This is a genomic window from Nocardioides sp. CPCC 206347 (assembly GCF_048654605.1).
Classification (GTDB): Bacteria; Actinomycetota; Actinomycetes; order Propionibacteriales; family Nocardioidaceae; genus Nocardioides.
On record NZ_JBMCYZ010000002.1, the window covers coordinates 778,765 to 801,638 of the forward strand.

At 70.3% G+C, this 22,874-nt stretch carries 23 protein-coding genes; 19 read left to right on the plus strand and 4 right to left on the minus strand.

From position 1 onward, the window contains the following. Nucleotides 1–29: 29 nt before the first annotated feature. Nucleotides 30–407 (minus strand): hypothetical protein, encoded by a 378-nt coding sequence (locus ACOACQ_RS10145; RefSeq protein ID WP_378596862.1) that lies wholly within the window; start codon nucleotides 405–407, stop codon nucleotides 30–32. Continuing rightward, on the minus strand, nucleotides 407–763 hold the full coding sequence (locus ACOACQ_RS10150; RefSeq protein ID WP_378596861.1) for a nuclear transport factor 2 family protein: 357 nt from the start codon (nucleotides 761–763) through the stop codon (nucleotides 407–409). The genes ACOACQ_RS10145 and ACOACQ_RS10150 overlap by 1 nt, the downstream gene beginning before the upstream one ends. Nucleotides 764–887: 124 nt before the next feature. Between ACOACQ_RS10150 and ACOACQ_RS10155 the strand changes: the two genes are divergently transcribed. From ACOACQ_RS10155 to ACOACQ_RS10180, 6 genes are read left to right on the plus strand one after another with little or no spacing between them, the layout of a single operon-like run. Beyond that, nucleotides 888–1,757 (plus strand): branched-chain amino acid ABC transporter permease, encoded by an 870-nt coding sequence (locus ACOACQ_RS10155; RefSeq protein ID WP_378596860.1) that lies wholly within the window; start codon nucleotides 888–890, stop codon nucleotides 1,755–1,757. A gap of 4 nt (nucleotides 1,758–1,761) precedes the next feature. After that, on the plus strand, nucleotides 1,762–4,317 hold the full coding sequence (locus ACOACQ_RS10160; RefSeq protein WP_420288208.1) for an ATP-binding cassette domain-containing protein: 2,556 nt from the start codon (nucleotides 1,762–1,764) through the stop codon (nucleotides 4,315–4,317). Next, nucleotides 4,314–5,474 (plus strand): acyl-CoA dehydrogenase family protein, encoded by a 1,161-nt coding sequence (locus tag ACOACQ_RS10165; RefSeq protein ID WP_420288209.1) that lies wholly within the window; start codon nucleotides 4,314–4,316, stop codon nucleotides 5,472–5,474. The genes ACOACQ_RS10160 and ACOACQ_RS10165 overlap by 4 nt, the downstream gene beginning before the upstream one ends. Then, complete coding sequence (locus tag ACOACQ_RS10170) at nucleotides 5,471–6,532, plus strand: phosphotransferase family protein (RefSeq protein WP_420288210.1); 1,062 nt, start codon at nucleotides 5,471–5,473, stop codon at nucleotides 6,530–6,532. Before ACOACQ_RS10165 ends, ACOACQ_RS10170 begins: the two co-directional genes overlap by 4 nt. Nucleotides 6,533–6,548: 16 nt before the next feature. Further along, nucleotides 6,549–7,730, plus strand: a complete 1,182-nt coding sequence (locus ACOACQ_RS10175; RefSeq protein WP_420288211.1) for an acyl-CoA dehydrogenase family protein — start codon at nucleotides 6,549–6,551, stop codon at nucleotides 7,728–7,730. Next, on the plus strand, nucleotides 7,723–8,193 hold the full coding sequence (locus tag ACOACQ_RS10180) for a MaoC family dehydratase (RefSeq protein WP_420288212.1): 471 nt from the start codon (nucleotides 7,723–7,725) through the stop codon (nucleotides 8,191–8,193). Before ACOACQ_RS10175 ends, ACOACQ_RS10180 begins: the two co-directional genes overlap by 8 nt. Before the next feature lie 78 nt (nucleotides 8,194–8,271). Here ACOACQ_RS10180 and fabG read toward each other — a convergent pair whose 3' ends face one another. Both fabG and ACOACQ_RS10190 read right to left on the minus strand, forming a co-directional pair. Continuing rightward, the gene (gene fabG, locus ACOACQ_RS10185; RefSeq protein ID WP_420288213.1) at nucleotides 8,272–9,030 is read right to left on the minus strand and encodes a 3-oxoacyl-ACP reductase FabG; all 759 of its coding nucleotides are present in this window, start codon (nucleotides 9,028–9,030) and stop codon (nucleotides 8,272–8,274) included. Further along, nucleotides 9,027–10,433, minus strand: coding sequence for an FAD-binding protein (locus ACOACQ_RS10190; RefSeq protein WP_420288214.1), 1,407 nt, complete (start codon nucleotides 10,431–10,433; stop codon nucleotides 9,027–9,029). The genes fabG and ACOACQ_RS10190 overlap by 4 nt, the downstream gene beginning before the upstream one ends. Before the next feature lie 134 nt (nucleotides 10,434–10,567). Between ACOACQ_RS10190 and ACOACQ_RS10195 the strand changes: the two genes are divergently transcribed. The 13 genes from ACOACQ_RS10195 (at nucleotide 10,568) to ACOACQ_RS10255 (ending at nucleotide 22,806) form a co-directional block, all read left to right on the plus strand. Continuing rightward, on the plus strand, nucleotides 10,568–11,356 hold the full coding sequence (locus ACOACQ_RS10195) for an enoyl-CoA hydratase/isomerase family protein (protein WP_420288215.1): 789 nt from the start codon (nucleotides 10,568–10,570) through the stop codon (nucleotides 11,354–11,356). Further along, entirely contained in the window at nucleotides 11,341–11,745 is a 405-nt protein-coding gene (locus ACOACQ_RS10200) for a Zn-ribbon domain-containing OB-fold protein (protein WP_420288216.1), read from the plus strand. Before ACOACQ_RS10195 ends, ACOACQ_RS10200 begins: the two co-directional genes overlap by 16 nt. Next, nucleotides 11,742–12,887 (plus strand): thiolase family protein, encoded by a 1,146-nt coding sequence (locus ACOACQ_RS10205; RefSeq protein ID WP_420288217.1) that lies wholly within the window; start codon nucleotides 11,742–11,744, stop codon nucleotides 12,885–12,887. The genes ACOACQ_RS10200 and ACOACQ_RS10205 overlap by 4 nt, the downstream gene beginning before the upstream one ends. Before the next feature lie 10 nt (nucleotides 12,888–12,897). Then, nucleotides 12,898–14,103: an acyl-CoA dehydrogenase family protein gene (locus ACOACQ_RS10210; RefSeq protein ID WP_420288218.1), complete on the plus strand. Its 1,206-nt coding sequence runs from the start codon at nucleotides 12,898–12,900 to the stop codon at nucleotides 14,101–14,103. Beyond that, nucleotides 14,100–15,071 carry a phosphotransferase family protein gene (locus ACOACQ_RS10215; RefSeq protein WP_420288219.1) on the plus strand — a complete coding sequence of 324 codons (972 nt, stop codon included), beginning with the start codon at nucleotides 14,100–14,102 and terminating at the stop codon, nucleotides 15,069–15,071. The genes ACOACQ_RS10210 and ACOACQ_RS10215 overlap by 4 nt, the downstream gene beginning before the upstream one ends. Nucleotides 15,072–15,102: 31 nt before the next feature. After that, nucleotides 15,103–16,344 carry an acyl-CoA dehydrogenase family protein gene (locus tag ACOACQ_RS10220; RefSeq protein WP_420288220.1) on the plus strand — a complete coding sequence of 414 codons (1,242 nt, stop codon included), beginning with the start codon at nucleotides 15,103–15,105 and terminating at the stop codon, nucleotides 16,342–16,344. Further along, nucleotides 16,341–17,102 carry an SDR family NAD(P)-dependent oxidoreductase gene (locus ACOACQ_RS10225; protein ID WP_420288221.1) on the plus strand — a complete coding sequence of 254 codons (762 nt, stop codon included), beginning with the start codon at nucleotides 16,341–16,343 and terminating at the stop codon, nucleotides 17,100–17,102. Before ACOACQ_RS10220 ends, ACOACQ_RS10225 begins: the two co-directional genes overlap by 4 nt. Before the next feature lie 11 nt (nucleotides 17,103–17,113). Next, nucleotides 17,114–17,905, plus strand: coding sequence for an SDR family NAD(P)-dependent oxidoreductase (locus ACOACQ_RS10230; protein ID WP_420288222.1), 792 nt, complete (start codon nucleotides 17,114–17,116; stop codon nucleotides 17,903–17,905). Nucleotides 17,906–17,984: 79 nt separating this feature from the next. Next, nucleotides 17,985–19,478: a class I adenylate-forming enzyme family protein gene (locus ACOACQ_RS10235; RefSeq protein WP_420288223.1), complete on the plus strand. Its 1,494-nt coding sequence runs from the start codon at nucleotides 17,985–17,987 to the stop codon at nucleotides 19,476–19,478. Nucleotides 19,479–19,529: 51 nt separating this feature from the next. Beyond that, on the plus strand, nucleotides 19,530–20,177 hold the full coding sequence (locus ACOACQ_RS10240) for a TetR family transcriptional regulator (RefSeq protein WP_378596199.1): 648 nt from the start codon (nucleotides 19,530–19,532) through the stop codon (nucleotides 20,175–20,177). A 29-nt stretch (nucleotides 20,178–20,206) separates the two neighbouring features. Then, complete coding sequence (locus ACOACQ_RS10245; protein WP_378596198.1) at nucleotides 20,207–20,539, plus strand: EthD family reductase; 333 nt, start codon at nucleotides 20,207–20,209, stop codon at nucleotides 20,537–20,539. Further along, nucleotides 20,539–21,555 (plus strand): MBL fold metallo-hydrolase, encoded by a 1,017-nt coding sequence (locus tag ACOACQ_RS10250; protein WP_378596197.1) that lies wholly within the window; start codon nucleotides 20,539–20,541, stop codon nucleotides 21,553–21,555. Before ACOACQ_RS10245 ends, ACOACQ_RS10250 begins: the two co-directional genes overlap by 1 nt. Before the next feature lie 96 nt (nucleotides 21,556–21,651). Then, nucleotides 21,652–22,806, plus strand: coding sequence for an ABC transporter substrate-binding protein (locus tag ACOACQ_RS10255; RefSeq protein WP_420288224.1), 1,155 nt, complete (start codon nucleotides 21,652–21,654; stop codon nucleotides 22,804–22,806). Nucleotides 22,807–22,874: the final 68 nt, after the last annotated feature.

Consider the following 22,874-nt stretch of genomic DNA (forward strand, 5'->3'; position numbering starts at 1 on the left):
GCCCGGGCCAGGCCCGGGTCGGGCCTGGGTCAGGCCTGGGGGAACTCGACCTCGGGCGTGCGGCAGATGAGCAGCCGGCGGCACTTGTCGCTGGCGCTGTCGATCATGGCCGAGGCGTTGAACGACGCCTCGAAGTCGCCGTCGCGGGTGGTCTGGCCGAGCACCAGCTCGACGTCGCCGACGCGGGCGCCCTTGGCGACGTGGTGCACGAGCACGCTCTTCTCGCGCTGGTCGAGGTAGCGCTTGAGGCCGGCGCGATCGCCGACGAACTCGGCGGACTGGCCGCCGCCCTGGGAGAACTGCACCGACATCACGAAGTCGTCGGTGATCAGGCCGAGGACCCGCTCGGGCTCGTCGGAATCCATGATCTCGAACCAGCGCTCGAGGAAGGGCGTCGTCGTACTCATCAGTCCTCCATCAGGTCGTGCTCGGTGTCGAAGGTGACCTGGTAGCTCGCGATCAGGCCGTCGGGTCCGAGACGGACGCCGGAGAGGAACCGGCCGGTCGTGGTGTCGCCCTCGGTCACCTTGCCGTAGACGAACTCGACGTCGTCATCGCGTGTCTGGCGCAGCACCACGTGGGCCCTGTTCGAGACGCCGCGGCCGCCGAGATAGGAGCGCATCGCGTCGCGTCCCTGGTCGCGTTTGGCGCCGGCCGGCAGCACCATCACGAAGCGCACGGCGGGGTCGAGCAGGTCCAGGGCGTCGTCGATGCGGCCCTCGTCGATGGCCCGGTAGTAGCGGGCAAGCGTGGTCTCGGACATGAAACTGAAGTTAGTTCAAATTGCTGGAGTTTGTCGAGACCGAGGGGTTGCCAGCGTGGCGACCGTCACCTAAATTGAACTCAAGTCAGTTCAGTTTGAAGCTCGTCGACATCAAAGGAGAGTCATGGACCAGCTGCTCGTCACCGTGCTGAGCGGGGTCGCGAACGGAGCCGTCTACGGCCTGGTCGGGCTGGGTCTGGTGATCATCTTCCAGTCGACCGACGTCATGAACTTCGCGATGGCCGCCATGGCCACGACCGCCGGCTACGTCGCCCTGAGCATGGTCGACGCCGGGGTCGCCCTGGTCATCGCGCTCATCGCCGCCGTCGGCTTCGCGTCGATGTTCGGCCTCGCCGTGCGCGAGGTGTTGATCCGCCCACTGGGGGAGGGGCGGCTGTTCGCCGCCCTCGTGGTGACCATGGGCGTCGCCATCGGGACCGAACACTTCGTCGGACGCCACTGGGGTGAGCAGCCCAAGGCCTTCCCGCGGCTCCTCGACGGCTCGGTGGCGATCGGCGACTCGCGGATCCAGACCCAGGACCTGCTCGTGATCGTCGTGGCCGTGCTGGCCATGGCCGCCGTCGCGATGCTCTTCCAGCGGACCTCGCTCGGCTCGGCCATGCGCGCCGTCGCCGAGTCGTCGGAGACCGCCCGTGTGCTCGGCATCAACTCCCAGAAGGTCGCCCGGATCGCCTGGGCGCTCGGCGTCGGCCTCGCCACGCTGGGCGTCCTGCTCTATGCGCCCAACGTCGGGATGACTCCGGTCGTGCTCGCACCGGTGCTCTTCCGGGCCTTCGCCGGGATCCTCCTCGGCGGACTGACCAGCATGACCGGTGCCGTCGTCGGCGGCCTGGTGATCGGGGTTCTCGACAACCTCGCCGCGACCTACATCTCTGCAAGTTTCCGGGACACCTTCGTGTTCTCCGTCGCCGTCCTCGTGCTGCTCGTGCGGCCGCAGGGCATCTTCGGCCGCCAGGCCTTCGTGAGGGTGTGACCAGATGAGTCTCGACATCAAGACCGCCGACCGACCCACTCCTGTCCGGCAGGAGCCGGCACCGGCCTGGCACCACGCCTGGCCGTGGATCCGCCTCGCGTCCGGCCCGGTGGCCGCCGTGCTCGCGATCCTGGTGCTGATGTCCGGCGCCATCCCGCCGTACACCGTCTTCACCGTGGGGCTCGGCGCCGTCTACGCCCTCGTGGTGCTCTCGCTGAGCCTGCTCGCGTCGTGGACCGGCATCTGGTCGATCGGCCAACCGGCCCTGCTCGCGATCGGTGCGTACGCCGTCGCCTACGGCTCCTCGCACGACTGGTCGCTGCCGCTCACCATCGTGCTGGTGCTCGGCGGGTGTGCGCTGATCGGTGCCTTCCTCGGCTTCGTCGGCTCCCGCTTCTCCGTCTTGTACGTCGCCCTGTTGACGCTCGCGTTCACGCTGGTCTGCCTGGAGATCATCAACGTCTGGGCCGACGTCACCAACGGCGACCAGGGCGTCGCGGTGAACATCGTCTCGACGCCGTTCGGCGACATCTTCCCTTCCTCCAACGAGGCGATCTACGTCGTGATCGGCACCCTCGGCGTGTGCCTCGGCTGCGCGGAGGCGGTCCGGCGTACTTCCTTCCGGATGCGACTCGTCGCGGCCAAGACCCACCCCGTGGTGGCCCGGACCATCGGCATCGCGCCGGAGGCCCAGTCGGCGATCGGCTTCGCGGCCAGCGCCGCCGTCGCCGGCCTGGCCGGCGTGATGCTCGGCCTGGTGTCCGGCTTCGTCAGCCCGGAGACCTTCTCCCTCGTGCTCGCGGTCAACCTGATCGCCGCCACCGTCCTCGGTGGCACCGGCAGCCTCATCGGCGCGGTGCTGGGCGGCGTCTTCCTCGCCTTCGCGCCGAGCATGGCGTCGTCGCTGTCGGTGGACCAGCCCTACCTCCTCGGGGGGCTGCTGATCCTTTCCCTGATCTTCCTTCCGGAGGGTGTCGTGCCTGCGATCGTGAGTCGACTGGACCGCTGGACCGGATGGACCGAGCGCCTGCAGCGCAGCAAGGCCCGGGTCTACGCCGCCCGGCAGGATGCTCCGGCGATCGAACCCGCCACGCCGCGGCCCGGCTCGGTGCTGGTCGCGGTCAACGACCTGGGTGTCCGCTTCGGCGGGCTGCACGCCGTCCAGGACGTCAGCCTGACGATGGTCCCCGGCGAGGTGATCGCGATCATCGGCCCGAACGGCGCCGGCAAGACCACCTTCGTCAACGCACTCTCGGGAGTCGCCGGGGGAGCGGTCGTCGAGGGTTCCATCGAGTACGACGGCGACCCCAACTTCCGTGCGGTCCGCGCCACGCGACGTCGGTCTCGCGGCCTCGGCCGCACCTTCCAGCACGCCGAGCTCTTCCCCGAGCTGACCGTCGAGGAGAACGTGCTCGTGGTCAACCGGTGGGCCTCGGCCCTCGACCGTCGTCGGGCGCACCGGCTGCTGGCCTCGGTCGGTCTCGACGACGTCGGGCACCGTCACCCCGACGAGCTGTCGTTCGGCCCGCAGAAGCGGGTCGACCTGGCGCGGGCGATCGCCGAGTCGCCGCGCCTGCTGATCCTGGATGAGCCCTTCGGCGGGCTGGACGCCGACGAGCGCGAATACCTCGCCTCGCACATCCGGCGGCTGCGCGCCGACGGTGTCTGCGTGGTCGTCATCGACCACGTGCTCGACGACCTCTTCGCCGTCGCCGACCGGGTGATCGCCTTCGACTTCGGCCAGATGGTCGCCGAGGGACCGCCGTCCACGATCCTCCAGGAGCCCGTCGTACGCAGCTCGTACCTCGGTGAGCTGGACCTCGAGGTGCCGGCACTCGCTGTCGAGCACGGTGGCAGCACGGTGCTCGCCGCGACGGCCGTGTCGCACCAGTACGGCGGTGTCCACGCCCTGCGCGACATCGACCTGACGGTCACCAAGGGCGCGGTCGTCGGCGTCGTCGGCACCAACGGCGCAGGCAAGAGCACGCTCGGCCGGATCCTGCACGGCTCGTTGAAGCCGAGCTCCGGGTCGCGGGAGTCGAGCCTGCGGGTCAGCCTCGTGCCCGAGGGTCGCGCGCTCTTCAAGACCCTGTCGGTGCGCGAGAACCTCGAGGTGGCGGCGTACGCGAGCGGCGTCAGCCGCAGCCGGATGCGCACCCGCCTCGAGGAGCTGACGGCCTGGCTGCCCGAGCGGGTCGCGACCCGGATGGAGATCTCCGCGGGTGCGCTGTCCGGTGGCGAGCAGCAGCTGGTGGCGATCGCGCGTGCGCTGATGGCCGATCCGGAGGTGCTGATCCTCGACGAGCCGGCCCTCGGGTTGTCGCCGGTGATGGTCAAGGAAGTCTTCTCGCAGCTCAACGCGCTGGCCCGCGAGGGCATCACCACGGTGATCCTCGACCAGTCGTTGAACCGTGCCCTCAACACCTGCACGGAGGTGATCGTGCTGCGCCAGGGCGAGGTCGTCGCCCGCGGCAACGCCGGCATCGACGGCTTCGCCGCGCTCGCCGAGGAGGCCTACTTCGGTCAGCCGCAGGAGAGCGTGCTGGAGGAGAGCCGGTGAGCGCCCAGAGCTTCGTGCAGACCTTCGTGCAGCCCTGGCCCGAGGCCGACGCGTCGGTGCTGGCGCCGGTCGCCGAGCACGAGGACCTCCGCAAGGTGATGCGCGACATCCTCGGCGCCCACGCCGATCACGAGCAGGTGCGGCGTTCCGCCGACAGCCCGCTCGGCTACTCCGCCGACCTGTGGCGGCTGCTCAACGACGAGATGAGCGTCGGCGCGATGGCCGTGCCGGAGGACCGGGGCGGGCTCGGGGTCGGCATCGCCATGCTCGCGGTCGTCCTCGAAGAAGCTGGTCGTGCGCTGCTGCCTGAGCCGCTGCTGGCTTCGGCAGTCCTCGGTGTCCGGGCCGTCCTGGCAGCACCCGCCGGCAACATCCCCGACGAGATCGTCGACGACGTCATCGCAGGACGTCTGGTCGTCACGCTTGCCGCCGGACCCGGCACCGACGCGTCCCTCGAGATCGAGGAGTCCGGTGGCTCCCGCGCCATCTCCGGGCGGATCGGCCGGGTCATGCTCGGCGCGAGCGCGGACCTGCTGGTGGTCGCCGTCGGACCGGCCGGGGCAGAGTCGCTGCACCTGGTCGACCTGCGCGGCGTGCGGGGGCCGGATCGCCAGCCGCTCGAAGTGCTCGACCGCACGCGGCGGCATGCGACGGTCGAGCTCGTTGCTGCGCCGTCGTACGAGATCGCGGGGGTGGGGGATGCCGCCGCGGTGCTCGCCGACCTCGACGTCGTACGACGCATCGCGCTGGCCGCCGAGCACGTCGGGATGATCGAGGCGATGCTCGACGTCACCCGCACCTACCTGGGGCAGCGCGAGCAGTTCGGGCGACCGCTGGCGTCCTTCCAGGTGATCAAGCACCGGCTCGCCGACGTGCTCGTCGACCTGGAGCGGTCACGCTCGGCCGCCCGCTACGCCGCTGCCGTCTTCGACCAGGACCCGTCGTCGGCGGAGCTGGCATCGGCGGTCGCCGCCATAATCGCCACGGACGCGGTGGTTCGGGTCGCGCACGAGACCGTCCAGCTGCACGGCGGGATCGGCTTCACCTGGGAGCACCCGGCGCACTACTACCTCCGCCGCGCCCTCGGTGACGAGGCGGTCTTCGGCTCGGCGCGCACGCACCGCGCGCTCGTGGCCGAGCTTCTCGGGCTCCGATGAGCGATGTCACCGACCGGCCCGAAGTCGCGCCGGTGCGTCCGGGTGAGGACCTGGACTGGGCGTCGCTCGAAGCCCACCTGCGCGCGCACCTGCCGCAGGCACAGGGCGAGTTCTCGGTGCTCCAGTTCCCGAACGGTTCGGCGAACCTGACCTACCTGGTCAGCTTCGGCGACCAGTCCGTGGTGGTCAGGCGGCCTCCGTTCGGCGCGATTGCTGCCGGCGCGCACGACATGCGCCGCGAGCACTCGGTGCTGTCGCGGCTGCACGCGGCGTACCCGCGGGCGCCGCTGGGACTGCACTACTGCGACGACGAGTCGGTCATCGGCGCCCACTTCCTGGTGTCGGAATATCGCACCGGCGTCGTGGTCTGGGACCAGGTGCCCGAGCAGCTCGACGTCGGCGCCGAGCCCGGCCGCCGGATCGGGTTCGCCGTGGTCGACGCCCTCGCCGACCTGCACCTGGTCGACGCCGAAGCCTGTGGTCTCGGCGACCTGGGTCGACCGGACGGCTACCTCGAGCGACAGGTCCGTGGCTGGCAGCGGCGGTGGGAGGCGGTGGCGCTCGAAGGCCGCGGCACCCTCGACCGCGTCGGTGAGCTGCTGGCCCGGCACCTCCCGGAGTCCGGGCCGGCGGCGTTGGTCCACAACGACTTCAAGGTCGACAACTGCCAGTTCGCCGTGGGCGATCCCGATGTCGTCACGTCGGTCTTCGACTGGGACATGGCCACGCTGGGCGACCCGCTCACCGACCTCGGCACCCTCCTGAACTACTGGCCCGACGGGGCGACGCCGGCCGACGGCGTGCCTGGTGTGGAGCGGATCGGCCTGCCGGGGCGCGACGAGGTCGTCGCGCGATATGCAGCGAGGACGGGCCTGGACCTGACCCGCGGCGACGTTGCCTGGTACGAGGCGTTCGGCTGCTGGAAGACCGCCGTGATCCTGCAGCAGCTCTACGTCCGGCACCTGCGCGGCGAGAGCGCCGACGACCGGATGACCGCGCGCGGCGAACAGGTGGGCCGCATCGCGGACCGCGCGCTCGCCCTCGCCGAGACCCTCTGAAACGAGAAGGAACCACATGAGCATCGACCTGACCCCCGATCCGGCCCTCACCGAGCTGGCTGCCCGGACCGCCGCGTTCATCGACGACGTCGTCGCGCCGGAGGAGCAGCGGCTCGGCGGAGTCGTCGCCGATGGCGGTGAGGATCTGCGCCAGCACCTGCAGAAGGCGGCCCGCGAGGCCGGTGTCTTCGCACCCCACGTCTCCAAGGAGTACGGCGGCCAGGGGCTCGACATGCGTGGTCGGGCCGTGGTCTTCGAGGAAGCCGGCCGCTCGTTGTTCGGCCCGCTGGCGCTCAACATCGCGGCGCCCGACGAGGGCAACGTGCACATGCTCGAGGCGATCGCGTCCGACGCGCAGAAGGAGCGCTACCTCCGTCCGCTCGCCGAGGGGCTGATCCGGTCGAGCTTCTCGATGACCGAGCCCGCTCCCGGGGCGGGTTCGGACCCGGCGGCGCTGATGACCCGCGCGACGCCGACGTCGGGCGGGTGGCTGGTCAACGGCCGCAAGTGGTTCATCACCGGCGCCGACGGGGCGGCGTACACGATTTGCATGGTGCGGACGTCGGGTGAGCCGGGGGACCGGGGCGGCGCGACGATGTTCCTCATCGACGCGGACACCCCGGGCATGCAGATCGTCCGGCACATCGACACCCTCGACGAGGGTTTCTTCGGCGGCCACTGCGAGATCGAGTTCAACGACGTCTTCGTGGCTGACCACGCGGTGCTCGGTGCGGTGGATGAGGGCTTCCAGTACGCCCAGGTGCGGTTGGCACCGGCCCGCCTGACCCACTGCATGCGCTGGCTGGGGATCGCGCGCCGTTCGCAGGAGATCGCGGTGGCCCGGGCCAACGAGCGCGAGCTGTTCGGCTCGCGGCTGGGGGAGCTCGGGATGGCGCAGGCGATGATCGCGGACTCCGAGATCGACATCGCGGCGTCGCGACTGCTGATCTGGCAGGCGTGCGCCGAGCTCGACCTGGGCCGGAGCGCTGCCCAGTCGAGCTCGATCGCGAAGACGTTCGTCGCGGAGGCCGTCGGTCGCGTGGTTGACCGTTCGCTGCAGGTCTGCGGGTCGCTCGGCATCTCCGGCGACATCCTGCTCTCGCGCTACATCCGGGAGGTGCGCCCGTTCCGCATCTACGACGGCTCGTCGGAGACGCACCGCTGGGCCATCGCGAAGCGCCGGCTGCGCCATGTCTGAGGTCATCGCACCGGTACGCGTCATCGCGTACGCCGACCTGCCCGACTCGCTCGGCGCCCGGCTCGGCCCGACGCCGTGGTCGCCGGTCACCAAGCCGCAGGTCGCGGGCTTCGCTGACCTGACCCACGACCACCAGTGGATCCATGTCGACGAGGAGCGCGCGAGCGCTGGGCCCTTCGGGACGACCATCGCCCACGGCTACCTGACCCTGTCGTTGCTGCCGTACTTCCTGGGCCAGTTGCTGGAGGTGACCGGCACCTCGATGGCGGTGAACTACGGCCTCGAGAAGGTCCGCTTCCCTCACCACGTGCCCGTCGGTGCGAACCTGCAGGCGAGCGCCGAGGTCGTCAATGTCGACCCCCGCGACGGCTCCACGCAGCTCACGCTCCGGGTCTCGGTGGCCTGCGATGCGGCCAACCGGCCGGTCTGCGTTGCGGACGTGGTGATCCTGTTCGTCGGCTGAGTGAGCGGACGCACGAACGGTGGGAGGCCTGTTGGCCCTCGCACCGGTGAGACCTCGGCGGCGAAAGAAGACACCAGCTCAGTCCGTCGGCCCACCCGCGACGTACAACACCTGACCGGAGACAAAGCCTGCCGCTTCTCCCGCGAAGTACGAGACAGCGTTGGCAATGTCGGCGGGTTCGCCGACGCGGCCGACGGCGATGGCCTTGGCGTTGGCGGCCTTGAAGTCGTCGAAGGTCATGCCGAGGCGGTCGGCGGTGGCGGCGGTCATCTCGGTGGCGATGAAGCCCGGCGCGATGGCATTGACGGTGACGCCGAAGCGGCCGAGCTCGAGGGCGAGGGTCTTGGTGAAGCCCTGGAGGCCGGCCTTGGCGGCGGCGTAGTTCGCCTGACCGCGGTTGCCGAGCGCCGAGACGCTGGAGAGGTTCACGATCCGGCCCCAGCTGGCCTCGGTCATGTGCTGCTGCGCCGCGCGGCTCATCAGGAAGGCGCCGCGGAGGTGGACGTTCATCACCGAGTCCCAATCGACCGTCGACATCTTGAAGAGCAGGTTGTCGCGGGTGATGCCGGCGTTGTTGACCAGCACCGTCGGGGCGCCCAGGTCGGAGGCGACCCGGTCGACGGCTGCTTGTACGGCGGCCTCGTCGGACACGTCGGCCCCGACGGCGATCGCCTTGCCGCCCAGCTCCTCGACCGCAGCGACAGTCTCGGCGCATGCCGCTTCGTCGAGGTCGACCACCGCGACGTGACAACCGTCGGCGGCGAGGCGCTTGCAGATCTCGGCGCCGATGCCGCGGGCTCCTCCGGTGACGATGGCGGTGCGCTGGGGGAAGTTCATGAAGTGCTCCTTGTGGTGGCGTGGGTGGTGGGGGAGTCAAGGGCGGTCCGGGCTGCGGTCAGGCCGAAGACCAGGGCGTTGGCGATGCCGCCGGCGTACGCACGGACGAAGAGGCCGCCGGTGTCGGAGCCCGCTGCGAACAGGCCGGGGATCGGGGTGCCAGTGTCGTCCAGCACGCGGGCGCTGCTGTCGATGCGGATGCCGTAGAAGGGGAAGGTGATCGCCGGGATCGTCTCGATGACGTAGTACGGCGGCTCGTCGAGCGGCAGCCGGTCGAGCTTCCGGCTCGGCTGCGGTTCGCCCCCGGGGGCGGTCGAAGCATTGAACGCGTCGATGGCTGCGGCGATCGCTGCGCCGTCGTAGCCCCACTCCTCGGGGAGGTAGGCGAGCTCCTCCAGGCTCTCGGCCACACCGCACCGGCCGCCACGCTTGCTGGCGACCGCGAACTTGTCGGTGGCCTCGGCGCCGGCGACGTACGCCTGGACGATCCAGTCGCGGTGCACCCGGGAGTCGGCGACCAGCAGCCCGCGGGCCTCCGGCTGCTCGGTCAGCGCCATCGTCGTCAGGTGGTCGCCGAGGGTCTCGTCGGTGAACCGCTCGTTGTCGAGGTTGAAGAGCAGCGCGTGCTCGCTGTAGTAGAGCGAGAGGCCGACGAAGTCGCCGGAATCGGCGAAGGGGACGCCGCTGGGGATCAGGTGGCCGTAGAAACCGGCGCCTTCCTCACCGGTCGCGGCCCCGGCCTCGCGGGCGAGGCGCAGCCCGTCGCCGCGGCTGTGCGGGTTCGACCGCAGCGGGATCGACGCGGCGTTCGGGTGCACGTGGGCGGCGCGCAGCTCGGAGCTCGCCTGGAAGCCGCCCGTCGCGATCACGGTCGCCGCTGCCTGCACCTTCCGCACGGTTCCGTCGGCGAGCTGGAGCTGGGCGCCGACAATGCGGTCGCCGTCGCGCACCAGCTCGAGGGTGCGGGTGGAGGTCAGGATCGAGCCGCGCTCGAGGACGCGGCGGCGGCACTCGTCGACGTACTGATTCGTGTCGAAGGCGTGGCCGCGGCCGAAGGGGAGGATCGGCTGCGCCTCTCCGACGTGTACGCCGAGCGAGCGGATCCACTCGACGCCGTCGGCGAACCGGTCGACGAGTGCGTGCCGGAGCTCGGGATCGCCGAGAGGGAGGACCTCGTCGACGACCTCGCGTGAGGGAGCGGTCCAGGCGTAGCCGGCGAACCGGACGGACCCGCCGAGGTCTTCGGCGACCTCGACGACGAGCACGCGCGCGCCGTCGTGGGCCGCGCGGGCTGCGGCGGTCAGGCCCGCCATCCCGCCCCCGATCACGAGGAGGTCGACCGCTCCGTCGGGGGATTCGGCCACGGCCGTCGCGCCCGTCGAGCCGTGTGGTGAGTCAGGCATCTGCACTGGTTCCTCCCGTGATGGCCCCGCGAGGCCTAAACTAAAGTCACTTCAGTTTGCGCCTTGACATTAACACCGGTCTCACCCAAACTGAAGTGGATTCAGTTCAAATACTTCGTTGAAAGGACCGGTCCATGGTTGACACCGACCACATCGTGCTCGAGAAGGACGGCGAGATTGCCCGTGTGTGGCTGAACCGGCCGCACAAGCTCAACGCGGTCACGGTCGAGCTGCTGCACCGCCTCGACGAGATCATCGTCGAGGTCGACAGCGACCCGAACCTGAAGGTCCTGGTCCTGCGTGGCCGCAACAACACCTTCTGCTCCGGGTTCGACCTCGACGAACTGCTCGCCGACTACGTCGGCACCACCACCGCCATGGAGGTGGCGGTCCTCTCCGCCAAGGTGTGCGACCGGCTCTACTCGATGAACACCCCGTCCGTCGCGGTCCTCGAGGGCTACGTCACCGCGGGTGGCTTCGAGCTGATGATCTCGTGCGACTTCGCGGTCGCCTCCGACGACGCCAAGATCGGCGACTTCCACATCCGTCGCGCGCTCTTCGGTGGCGCCGGCCCGATCTACCGCCTCCCGCGCATGATCGGCATCCGCAAGACCAAGGAGCTCATGCTCACCGGCAAGCTGCTGTCGGGCCAGGAAGCGGTCGACTTCGACCTCATCAACGCCTCCGCTCCGGCCGAGCGGCTCGACCAGCTGGTCACCGACTTCATCGCGCCGATCATCGACAAGAGCCCCTTCGCCATGCGGCTCACCAAGATGACGATCGACCGCGGCCTCGACGCCGACATCCAGTCCCTGATGGTCATGGAGCACCTGGCCGTCGGCAACGCGCTCCAGTCGGAGGACGCACGCGAAGGCGTCAACGCCTTCCTCGAGAAGCGTGAACCCAAATGGGTCGGTCGCTGACCGGAAGCCGCTGCCAGCACTGCCGCACAGTCGCCTTCCCGGCGGCCCGCGGCTGCCAGAGCTGCGGGCGATCCTCCCAGGAGTCGCTCGAGCTCGGCAGTCGCGGGACGGTGTGGGGCTTCACCGTGCAGCGGTTCGCCCCCAAGTCGCCGCCGTACGTCGTCCCCGAGGGCGGGTTCGTGCCCTTCGCGGTCGGCTACGTCGAACTGCCCGAAGGAGTGAAGGTGGAAGCCGTCCTCGACTGCACCGACTTCGCTGAGCTCGACGGCGATGCGGAAGTCACCCTGGTGACTGCCGATCCGGTGCCGCGCTTCGCCACGGACCAGGCGCTCGCCCGGTCCGCTGGTGGGCCCGCTGATGGGCCCGCTGTTGGGGGAGTGCCCCGATGAGCACCGGCGTCTCGATCGTCGGCGCCGGACTCTCGAAGTTCGGCCGCCAACCCGACAAGTCCGGCCGCGACCTCGCGCTCGACGCGATCGCCGCAGCGCTGGGCGACGCCGGGCTCGCCTGGTCCGACGTCCAGGTCGCCTTCGGTGGCAGTGACGGGTCCGGGCTCGCGGACACGCTCGTCGCGGACCTCGGCCTGACCGGGATCGCGTTCACCAACGTGAAGAACGGCTGCGCCACCGGCGGCAGCGCGCTGATGTCGGCCGTGAACGCGATCCGTTCCGGCTCGGCAGAGGTCGCGCTCGCCGTCGGGTTCGACAAGCACCCGCGCGGTGCCTTCGACCCGCGGCCCGAGGACTGGGGCCTGCCCGCGGCGTACGGCGAAGCGGGGCTGATGGTCACCACCCAGTTCTTCGGCATCAAGATCGCGCGCTACCTCCGCGAGCACGGCATCAGCGAAGGGACCCTCGCCCTGATCGCCGAGAAGGCCTACCGCAACGGCGCGCTCAACCCGAACGCGTGGCGCCAGGAACCCATGGCCGCCGACCTGATCGCAGCCGCCGACATGGTCAACGACCCGCTCACCCGGTTCATGTTCTGCTCGCCGGGCGAAGGCGGCGCTGCCGTCGTCGTCACCAATGACGCCGTCGCCAAGGGAATCGGTCGCTCGGTCAAGCTGCTCGGTGCTGCGATGCGCAGTCGTCGGTTCGGCTCGTTCGAGGTGTTCAGCCCCGCCATCCAGGGGGCCGGACGTCCGTCGAGCGTGAGCGCCGACGCGGCAGCCGCGGCCTTCGCTGCGGCCGGGGTGACGCCCGACGAGATCGACGTCGCCCAGCTCCAGGACACCGAGAGCGGCGCCGAGCTCATGCACCTCGCCGAGTGCGGCTTCTGCAAGGACGGTGAGCAGGAGGCGATGATCGCCGCCGGCGAGACCGAGATCGGTGGCCGGCTGCCGGTCAACACCGACGGCGGCTGCATCGCCAACGGCGAACCGATCGGCGCCTCCGGCCTCCGCCAGGTGCACGAGATCGTCACCCAGCTCCGCGGCGAGGCCGGCGCACGCCAGGTCGCCGACCCGCGGATCGGCTTCACCCACGTCTACGGAGCTCCGGGCATCAGCGCATGCACGGTGCTCGCTGTCTGAGAGGACGACGATGACCCTCGACACCCCACCCTCCCTCGACGAGTTCGCGACCGCCGCCCGCGCCTGGCTGGCGACCGTGGCCGAGCCACGCTCGGCCGTCGAGTGGGGTGTCGGGTCGGACTCCGTCGCCGTCTTCGAGAACTGGACGGCCGAGGAAGAACGCGCCGAGACCGACCGGATCAGCGCCTACGAGCAGGCAAAGTACGACGCCGGCTGGGGTGCCCTCACCTGGTCCGAGGAGTACGGCGGCCGCAACCTGCCGATGTCCTACGCCCTCACCTTCCGTCAGGAGGAGGAGGCGTACGACGTCCCGCGCCGGACCGAGATGTTCTCGGTGACCCAGCAGCTGGTGGCACCGACGATCGCCCAGTGGGGGACACCCGCGCAGCGGGAGAAGTTCGTGCGCGCGATGCTGCGCACCGACCTGATCGCCTGTCAGCTGTTCTCCGAGACCGAGGCGGGCTCCGACCTCGCGGCGGTGCGCACTCGCGCGGTCCGCCGAGATGGCCACTGGGTCCTCGACGGCCACAAGGTGTGGACCTCCGGCGCCCTCGTCGCCGACTTCGGCGTCGCCGTCACGCGCACCGACCCGACGGTCGCCAAGCACGCCGGGCTCACCGTCTTCCTGGTGCCGATGGGCGCACCCGGCGTCACCGTGCGACCTATTCGCCAGATGACCGGCGGCAGCTCCTTCAACGAGGTCTACCTCGACGGGGTCGAGCTCTCCGACGACATGCGGCTCGGCCCGGAGGGTGAGGGCTGGCGGGTAGCGCTGACCGTGCTCGCCGCCGAACGGCTCGACTCGGGCAACCTCGGCCTCGCGAATGCCGACCGGGCCGTGGAGCTCGCCCGCCACCTCGACCGGACGCTCTCCGAGCTCGAGTGCGACCGCGTCGCCGACCTCGTCACCCGCAGTTACGTCCAGCGCCTGACCGGGATGCGGGTGGCCGCGGCCGTCGTGTCCGGCCAGGACCCCGGGCCCGAAGCGTCCCTGGGCAAGCTGCTCGCCACCGACACCATGGCGCGCACCTCCGAGGTCGTGCGGACCCTGCTCGGCCCCGCGGTCGCCACCGACGGCGGACGCTGGGGGACCTGGGCCTGGACCGAGCACCTGCTCGGCGCACCGGGCTACCGGATCGCCGGCGGCACCGACGAGATCCAGCACAACATCATCGCCGAGCGTGTGCTCGGCCTGCCCCGGGAGCCACGCGCATGAGCACCGAGAAGTTCGAGGGCGAGCTCGTCGCCCGCGTGACCACGGCCCTGCTCCAGCAGCGTCCCGGTCTCGACGTCGGTAGCCTCGCGCGCCTCCCCGGCGGTCACTCCGGCCTCACCTACCGCCTCGAGACCGGCGAAGGTCCGCTCGTGATCAAGTCGGTGCCGGAGGGCCAGAAGGCCATCGGTCGCCACGACATGCTCCGCCAGGCGCGGATGATCTCCGCCCTCGCGCCGACCGGGATGCCGGTGCCGGCGATCGTCGCGACCGACGAGACCGAGCCGGCCTGGTTCGCTATGGAGCTGGTCGCCGGCGAGTCCCTCGAGCCCGTGCTCGACAGCCCCGAGGTGCCGGCCGAGCTCGCCGCCGCACGGATGCTGCGCGCCGCCGAGATCCTGCCCGCCCTCCACGACGTGCCCCTCGACAAGGTGCCCGTCGACGCCGACCCGCTGACGCCGCGCGACGAGCTCGCCCGCTGGGCCCGCACCATGGCCGCCGTACCGCCCCAGCTGGTGCCGGACGCCGATCGGCTGCACGACCTGCTCGCGGGGTCCGTCCCGGCCGCGGTCACGCCGACCCTGGTGCACGGCGACTACCGGCTCGGCAACCTGCTCTGCAACGGCACCGAACCCGCAGCCCTCATCGACTGGGAGATCTGGAGCGTCGGCGACCCCCGCGTCGAGCTCGGCTGGTTCCTGGTCTTCGCCGACGGCACGAACTTCCCCGGCGTGGGCCGCGACGTACCCGGCCTGCCCACCGCGGACGAGCTCGTCTCGGCGTACGCCGCTGATGGTCGCGCCGTCGACGAGCTCGCGTGGTTCAACGCCCTCGGCCGCTACAAGATGGCCGCGATCATGGGCCACAACCTGCGCCGCCACCTCGAGGGACGTCATCACGACCCCGACCAGGAGAAGCTGCCGGACACCATTCGCCGGCTCATCGAGACCGGACTCTCGATCAGCTCCTGAACACCGCACATCGCATCGAGAGAGGACAGCCGTGGACTTCGAGCCAACCGCCCGGACACGTGACCTGTTGGACCGTCTGCAGGTCTTCATGGACGAACACGTCTACCCGGCCGAGGTGGTCTACGACGCGCAGATCGCCGCAGCCGCCAACGCACACGAGCAGCCGCAGGTGATGCGCGACCTGCAGGCCAGGGCCCGCGAGCTCGGGCTCTGGAACCTCTTCATGACCCACGACGGGCTGGGCGCCGGGTTGACCAACCTGGAGTACGCGCCGCTGATGGAGCTCGCCGGCCGATCGATCATCGGCCCCGAGGCCCTGAACTGCTCCGCGCCGGACACCGGCAACATGGAGATCCTGGCGATGTACGGCACCCCTGCGCAGAAGGAGCAGTGGCTGCGGCCGCTGCTCGACTGCCAGATCAGGTCGGCCTTCGCGATGACCGAGCCGGCCGTGGCCAGCTCCGATGCCCGCAACATCACCGCCACCATCACCCGCGACGGTGACAGCTACGTCCTCAACGGACGCAAGTGGTACACCTCCGGCATCCTCGACCCGGACTGCAAGCTCGTCATCTTCATGGGCAAGTCCGATCCCGACGGTCCGACGTACCGCCAGCAGAGCATGATCCTGGTGCCGGCCGATGCGCCGGGCGTCGAGGTGCTCCGCGACCTGACGATGTTCGGCTACGAGGACCGCCTCGGCCGCGGCGAGGTGCAGTTCACCAACGTCCGCGTGCCGGCCGAGAACATGCTCGGCGCCGAGGGCGACGGCTTCGCGATCGCCCAGGGCCGGCTCGGCCCCGGCCGGATGCACTACGCCATGCGGGCGATCGGCTTCGCCGAGCGTGCCCTGTCGATGATGTGCCGCCGGGCCGTCGAGCGGGAGGCCTTCGGAGGCCCGCTCGCCGACCAGGGCGTGGTCCGTGAGTGGATCGCGCGCAGCCGGGTGGAGATCGACCAGGCCCGCCTGCTGACCCTCAGGGCCTCGTGGCTGATGGACACCCAGGGCAACGCCGCCGCCCGCTCCGACGTCTCCGCGATCAAGGTCGTGGCGATGGAGGTCGCCCACGACGTGGTGAACCGCGCGGTGCAGACCTTCGGTGCCGCCGGCGTCAGCGACGACACCGTGCTCGCGCGGCTCTTCGCGATCACCCGCGCCCTCCAGATCGCCGACGGTCCGACCGAGGTGCACCTGCGCACGATCGGCACGATGGAGCTCGCCGGCTACCGCAAGCCGCGCGACGCAGCGACGTACACAGGAGCCCGGTCATGACCGGCGGGGCTGGCCTCGAAGGCAAGGTCGCGCTGGTCACCGGCGCGACGCGCGGGCTCGGCTTCGCGATCGCCCAGGGCCTGGCCGCCGCCGGCGCGACCGTCGTGGTCTCCAGCCGCAAGCTCGAGTCGTGCGAGATCGCCGCCGAGGCGATCACCAAGGCAACCGGGGTCGCGGCCGTGCCGCTGGCCCTTCACGTCGGGCAGTGGGACAGCATCGAGCCCGCGATCGAGAAGATCTACGCCGACCTTGGCCGCCTCGACGTACTCGTCAACAACGCCGGCATCGCGCCACTCTCTCCGACGCTGGAAGGCGTCTCGGAGTCGCTGTTCGACAAGACCATCGAGGTCAACCTGAAGGGCCCGTTCCGGCTGATGGCCGTGGCCGGCGCCCGGATGTCGGCCGCCGGCGGTGGCTCGATCGTGAACATCTCGAGCATCGGCGCCATCCGGCCCAGCCCGCCCGAGGCGATGTACGCCGCCTCGAAGAACGGGCTCAACGCACTCACCATGGCCTTCGCCCAGGAGTACGCCCCCAACGTGCGCGTCAACTGCGTCATGCCCGGCGGGTTCGCCACCGACATGGCCGAGGGCTGGGACGAGGAGTTCATCGGCAAGATCGTCGACCGGCTCCCCGCCGGCCGGCTCGGACGGCCCGACGAGATCGTCGGCATGGTCGTCCACCTCGCCGGCGACGGCTCCGGCTACACGACCGGAGCGGTGATCCCCATCGACGGCGGCCGCACCGCGATCTACTGATCGGATTCGTCATGACACAACCGAACCTCCCCGCCCTGTTCGACCTGACCGGCCGGGTCGCGATCGTGACCGGAGCGTCCTCGGGCCTCGGCGAGAGCTTCGCCCGCACCCTCGTCGCTGCCGGCGCCACCGTGGTCGCTGCCGCGCGCCGCCTCGACCGCCTCGAGGTGCTCGCCAAGGAACTCGACGGTACGACGCCCGGTCAGGGCCGGGTCGTCCCGGTCAGGTGCGACGTGACCTCCGACGAGGACCGTCGCGCGCTCGTCGACCTCGCGGTCGCGATCACGGGGCACATCGACGTCCTGGTCAACAACGCCGGAATGCCGGGCACGCCGCACGCCGAGGACGAGACCGTCGACGGCTTCGCCTCGCTGCTCGACCTCAACCTGGCCAGCGGGTTCCACCTGGCGGCCGGAGTCGCGGCGACCGTGCCGGAGGGTGGCGCGCTGTCGATCATCAACATCTCCTCGGTCATCGGCCTCGTCTCGACGGCCCCGATCGGAGGTGCGAGCTATGCCGCGTCGAAGTCCGGAATCATGGGGCTCACCCGTGAGCTCGCCGGCCAGTGGGGCCGGCGCGGGATCCGCGTCAACGCGATCGTGCCGGGCTGGTTCGACACCGAGATGACCGACGGTCTCTTCAGCAACGAGAAGTCCGCTGGCTGGGTCCGCCGCAACACGATGCTCGGCCGAGGCGGCCAGGAGGGCGAGGTCGACGGCGCACTGCTGTTCCTCGCTTCGGCGGCATCGAGCTACGTCACCGGACATGCGGTGGTCGTCGACGGCGGCTGGATCGCCCGATGACCGCGCTCGTCGTACTCGATCGTCGGGAGCCACTGTTCGTGGCGCCGGCCGATCGTCAACACTGAACCCAGGAGGACAGATGCAGCAGCTCGCGAAGGAGTTCGGCGAACGCGCCGGACGGGCGCCCGATGACGTGGCCGTCATCGATGCGCTCGGCGTGCACACCGTCGGTGAGGTCATGCACGCTGCCCACGACCTGGCGGCCGCGCTCCAGGACGCGCTGGGCGGGTCGCCGACCGTGCTGGTCCAGGCCGACAACACCTGGCGGACGCTCGCGACCGCACTCGCGGTGGGCCTGCGGGGCGGGATGGTGGCGGTGCTCAGCAGTCACGCCGTCGCATCGGAGTTCGCGCTGGCGATGGAGGACATCGAGCCGGACGCCGTGGTCGCCTCCGACGCCGTGCTCGAGCACTGGGCCGCCTCCAACGAGACGTTCCCCGACAAGCGCAGTGCGCTCGACGGCTGGGCGCTGGTGACCTCCGGTCGCCCGGCCAGCGACGTCGGCCGCTGGGACGGAGGCGCCGCGGTCGCGATGACGTCGGGATCGACCGGCCGCCCCAAGTGCGTGGTGCAGTCCGAGGAGTCGCTGCGGTACGCCGGACGGGCGACCATCGAGGCGATCGGGCTTCAGCCCGGCGACGCCATCGGCGCGTTCGTGCCCCTGTCGTCGGTCGCGGCGTACTGCTTCGGGATGTACCTGCCCGCCCTGCTCGAGGGATCGATGGTCTGCATCGAGTCGTGGCAGCCGGACGCAGCGCTCGACGCGATGGCCGAGCACGACGTGCGCTGGACGATGCTCGTGCCGACGATGGCGCTCCAGCTGTCGGTGCGGCAGGGCGCAGAGGGCCGACTGTCCGGGCTCAAGGCGATGACGGTCGGCGGCGGTCCGATGGACGCCGGGGCCCTCGGGCGCGCCGAGCAGACGCTCGGCACCACGTTCATCCGGGTGTTCGGGATGTCGGAGTGCCTGGGGCACACGACCACCAGCCCGCACGAGGACGCCACGACCAGGCTGGGTTGCGACGGCCGGCCGTTCCCCGGCACCGAGGTGCGCGCGGTCGACGACAACGGCGCGCCGATGCCGCCCGGTGAGGTCGGAGCCGCCCAGGTGCGCGGACCGAGCCTGTTCGCCGGCTACGCGCGGGGTGGTCGCACGCAGCGCCCCGAGCTCACCGCCGACGGCTTCCTGCCCACCGGCGACCTGGTCCGGCTCAATGCCGACAGCACCATCACCATCCTGGGTCGCCAGAAGCAGATCATCATCCGGGGCGGTCGCAACATCGACATCAACGAGGTGGAGGCGGCGATCGCCCGCATCCCCGGGATCGCCCAGGTGTGCGTGGTGCCCGTGCCCGACGAGATGCTCGGCGAACGCGTCGCCGCGCTGGTGGTCGCTGTCGGGCCGGCCCTGAGCCTTCCCGACATCACGTCCCGGCTCGACGAGGCGGGCTTCCCCAAGGCGAAATGGCCCGAGTTCGTCTTCGCCGTGCCGGACCTCCCGCAGAACCGGGTGGGCAAGCTGTCCCGTCCGGACGCGGTCCGGCTGGCCTCGGAACTCGCCGCGTCGGAGTGACCTGAGTTCACCTCACGTTGCTAGCATGGCGAGCCGAGCTCGACTTGTCTGATGCGAACGGGGTCCACGATGGTGCAGACGTTGCCCGAGACCGAGGGGCCGCGATCCAAGCGTGCGGTGATCCTCGCTGCTGCGATCGACAGCTTCGGCCAGGACGGCTACGAGCACACCAAGTGGGCGAAGATCGCCGACGAGGTCGGCATCGGCCAGACCGCGCTCTACCACTACTTCGAGTCCAAGGCCCACTGCCTGCTCACCATCATGAACATGGAGCTCGGTCGTTCGCTCGAGCGCTTCCGCGAGGTCACGGCCGACGTCACGCCGGCCGACAAGGCGCTCAAGGCGGCCGTCGCGGCGGCGTACGACGTCACGGAGCGCGAGGTGCTGCAGATGCGCATCCTGCAGAGCCACATGGACCTGCTCGCCACCCCGCGGCCCTCCGAGAAGGAGGAGGCGGAGCGGCAGCGTGCGCGCGGCCTCGTGCGTGACATCGAGAACGAGTGGACCGGGCTGCTCGAGCGCGGCATGAAGGCGAAGGACTTCCCCAAGCGCGACGCCCACGCGATGGCCACCGTGCTGCTCTCGATGGTGGTCAGCGTGTGGCGCTGGTACCGCCCCGGGGGACCGATGACCCTCGACCAGGTGCGCAAGCTGATCACCGGCGCCTGCCTGCGGGTCGTCGGCCCGGACCCCTCGTAATTGAACCTAGTTCATGTCAGTATGGCTGCATGTACAACCTGATCGTCCTTGCTGCCCGACCCACTGACTGGACCCACGACCAGTTCATCGAATGGTGGCGTGGTGAGCACGCCGACGTGACCTATCCGCTGCCGGGGCTCCGACGCTGGCTGCACACCGAGCTCGTCGACGGCATCGACCCGGCGTCCTCGGGATGGGACGGCATGTCAGTGCTGAGCTTCGACTCGCGCGAGGCGCTCGACGCCGCGCTCGCGAGCGAGGAGTGGAAGGCCGCGGTCGCCCATGTGGGCACCATGCGTGGGCGCCGGATGATCTTCACCGGCGACGAGATGACCATGGTGGCCGCAGCGCAGGTTGTCTGATGGACGACTGGGCCGAGCCCGGCGCCCATGAGGTCTCCGCCGGGGTCTTCCGGATCCCGTTGAGCATGCCGGGCGACGGCCTGCGCGCGGTCAACGTCTACGCGATGGAGACCGGCGACGGGCTGGTGCTCATCGATGCCGGCTGGCGGACCCCGACCAGTCTCGACGAGCTCGAGTCGGCGCTCCGCTCCGTCGGGTACGACGCCGCGTCGGTCCGCGACGTCTATGTCACCCACATCCACCGTGACCACTACACGCTGGCCGTGGAGCTGCGCCGCCGGTTCGGCACCAGGATCGGCCTGGGCCGCGACGAAGCGCCCGGACTGCACGAGCTCCTCGAGATCGCGAGCAACGTCCCGGTTGCCTCGCTCGCCCAGCTGCGCCGGTCGGGCGACCCGGACCTGGCGGACCTGATCGAGGAGCTGACGGCTGCGGAGTGCTTCGACGCCGAGTCCTGGGAGAAGCCGGACAGCTGGCTGGATCCGGGGGAGTACGCCATCGGTGCTCGCGTGGTCGAGGCGGTGGCCACGCCCGGTCACACCAAGGGCCACCTCGTGTTCCACGATCTCGAGGCCGGCCTGTTGTTCGCGGGTGACCACCTGCTGCCGACCATCTCCCCGTCCATCGGTTTCGAGCTGGGGGAGTGGGACCTCCCGCTCGGCAGCTATCTGACCTCGCTCGAGCAGGTGCTGGCGCGGCCGGACGCCGTCCTGCTGCCGGCCCACGGAGCGCCCGGGTCGAGCGTCCATGCCCGTGCCTCCGAGCTGCTCGAGCACCACGACGTACGCCTGGCCGAGACGGTCGAGGCGCTGGACCGCCTCGGCTCGACGGCCACGGCCTCGCAGGTGGCGCAGGCCCTGACCTGGACGCGCCACCGGCGTGCGTACGCCGAGCTCGACGACTTCAACCGGATGATCGCGACCTGCGAGACGATCGCGCACCTCGACGTCCTCGTTGCGCGCGCCCGGGCCGTTGTCGCGGACGGGCCCGACGGAGCACTCTTCTCGCTCGACTGAACTCAATTCAGTTTTTCGGTCCGAAGTGGTTGCCATCACACCGTTGGCCTGCTTCACTACTGAAGTGAACTCAACTCAGTTAGTCGGAGGTTCCTCATGAAGACGGTCCGGTTCGGTATCGCAGCGGTGGTGTCCTCGCTCCTGCTGGCGGCGTGTGGCTCTGGCGGCGGCAGCAGCGACGACGCCCTCAAGATCGGCGCCTGGTACCCGCTGTCGGGTCCCGTGGCGGCCAGTGGCGTGCCGTCGGAGGCAGGCGCGAGCGCCTACTTCGACATGCTCAACGCCGACGGTGGGATCGATGGTCGCAAGATCGATTTCATCACCGAGGACAACGCGTTCGACCCCCAGCAGACGCTCCAGATCGCGCGGAAGATGATCTCCCGCGACGGCGTCCAGGCCATCGTCACGGCCAACGGAACCGCGCCGACCGAGGCCACCTTCCCGTTCGTGCTCGACCAGTCGAAGGTCCCGATCTTCGGGACGTACGGCGGCTCGAACGCCTGGTACGACCCGGCCCGCAAGGGTCTCTTCGGCACCCAGGCGCTCTATGAGGACCAGGCGGCCGTGGCCGTCAAGTGGGCCATGGAGGAAGGCGCCGAGGACATCGTGATCGTCCGCGACGACCCCGACGCCTTCGCCACTGTCGACGACGCGGCGACCAAGGTGATCGAGGACGGCGGCGGCACCGCCGACCGGGTCGTGGTCAAGTTCGGCAGCACCGACTTCAGCCCGTACGTCGCGGCAGTCAAGAAGAAGCAGCCGGACGCAGTCTTGTTGATCCTCCCCGTGCCCGAAGCGGCGGCCTACCTCAACGAGGCCGCACTCCAGGGCCTCGACGCCCCGGCCTACGCCTACGCCCCGCCGGCCACCGGCGCGCTGATCGAGCTCGCCGGCGACAACGCCGAAGGCTTCCGGGCGGTCTCGCTCACCCTGCCGCCGAACTCCGACGACCCGGCTGCGGTCGAGTACCGCGAAGCGATGAAGAAGTACGCACCCGACCAGGAGCCCGACTTCTACTCGATCGCCAACTTCGCCTGGGCCAAGGCCTTCGGTGAGATCCTGAAGACGATCGACGGAGACATCGACAGCGCGAGCATCACGAAGGCGATCCAGTCGGCGTCGAACATCGAGACCGGTCTCGCCCCGCCCTTCTCCTTCAGCGAGGACGGCCACCTCGGAACCGACGCCGTGATGCGCGTCGAGGTCCAGGACGGCGAGTTCGTCGGCGTCGGCGACTTCGTATCCCCGTGACCGCGCGAGCGTCCTGAGAAACCCCATGCACCGGCCCTCGCTCCCTCGGCCCGTCGTCACCGGCGGGT

Bases quoted from the DNA above. Each gene is read 5' to 3' on its own strand.
- ACOACQ_RS10145 (WP_378596862.1), bottom strand. From the start codon at position 407: ATGAGTACGACGACGCCCTTCCTCGAGCGCTGGTTCGAGATCATGGAT.
- ACOACQ_RS10150 (WP_378596861.1), bottom strand. From the start codon at position 763: ATGTCCGAGACCACGCTTGCCCGCTACTACCGGGCCATCGACGAGGGC.
- ACOACQ_RS10155 (WP_378596860.1), top strand. From the start codon at position 888: ATGGACCAGCTGCTCGTCACCGTGCTGAGCGGGGTCGCGAACGGAGCC.
- ACOACQ_RS10160 (WP_420288208.1), top strand. From the start codon at position 1,762: ATGAGTCTCGACATCAAGACCGCCGACCGACCCACTCCTGTCCGGCAG.
- ACOACQ_RS10170 (WP_420288210.1), top strand. From the start codon at position 5,471: ATGAGCGATGTCACCGACCGGCCCGAAGTCGCGCCGGTGCGTCCGGGT.
- ACOACQ_RS10175 (WP_420288211.1), top strand. From the start codon at position 6,549: ATGAGCATCGACCTGACCCCCGATCCGGCCCTCACCGAGCTGGCTGCC.
- ACOACQ_RS10180 (WP_420288212.1), top strand. From the start codon at position 7,723: ATGTCTGAGGTCATCGCACCGGTACGCGTCATCGCGTACGCCGACCTG.
- fabG (WP_420288213.1), bottom strand. From the start codon at position 9,030: ATGAACTTCCCCCAGCGCACCGCCATCGTCACCGGAGGAGCCCGCGGC.
- ACOACQ_RS10190 (WP_420288214.1), bottom strand. From the start codon at position 10,433: ATGCCTGACTCACCACACGGCTCGACGGGCGCGACGGCCGTGGCCGAA.
- ACOACQ_RS10195 (WP_420288215.1), top strand. From the start codon at position 10,568: ATGGTTGACACCGACCACATCGTGCTCGAGAAGGACGGCGAGATTGCC.
- ACOACQ_RS10200 (WP_420288216.1), top strand. From the start codon at position 11,341: ATGGGTCGGTCGCTGACCGGAAGCCGCTGCCAGCACTGCCGCACAGTC.
- ACOACQ_RS10205 (WP_420288217.1), top strand. From the start codon at position 11,742: ATGAGCACCGGCGTCTCGATCGTCGGCGCCGGACTCTCGAAGTTCGGC.
- ACOACQ_RS10210 (WP_420288218.1), top strand. From the start codon at position 12,898: ATGACCCTCGACACCCCACCCTCCCTCGACGAGTTCGCGACCGCCGCC.
- ACOACQ_RS10215 (WP_420288219.1), top strand. From the start codon at position 14,100: ATGAGCACCGAGAAGTTCGAGGGCGAGCTCGTCGCCCGCGTGACCACG.
- ACOACQ_RS10225 (WP_420288221.1), top strand. From the start codon at position 16,341: ATGACCGGCGGGGCTGGCCTCGAAGGCAAGGTCGCGCTGGTCACCGGC.
- ACOACQ_RS10230 (WP_420288222.1), top strand. From the start codon at position 17,114: ATGACACAACCGAACCTCCCCGCCCTGTTCGACCTGACCGGCCGGGTC.
- ACOACQ_RS10235 (WP_420288223.1), top strand. From the start codon at position 17,985: ATGCAGCAGCTCGCGAAGGAGTTCGGCGAACGCGCCGGACGGGCGCCC.
- ACOACQ_RS10240 (WP_378596199.1), top strand. From the start codon at position 19,530: ATGCGAACGGGGTCCACGATGGTGCAGACGTTGCCCGAGACCGAGGGG.
- ACOACQ_RS10245 (WP_378596198.1), top strand. From the start codon at position 20,207: ATGTACAACCTGATCGTCCTTGCTGCCCGACCCACTGACTGGACCCAC.
- ACOACQ_RS10250 (WP_378596197.1), top strand. From the start codon at position 20,539: ATGGACGACTGGGCCGAGCCCGGCGCCCATGAGGTCTCCGCCGGGGTC.
- ACOACQ_RS10255 (WP_420288224.1), top strand. From the start codon at position 21,652: ATGAAGACGGTCCGGTTCGGTATCGCAGCGGTGGTGTCCTCGCTCCTG.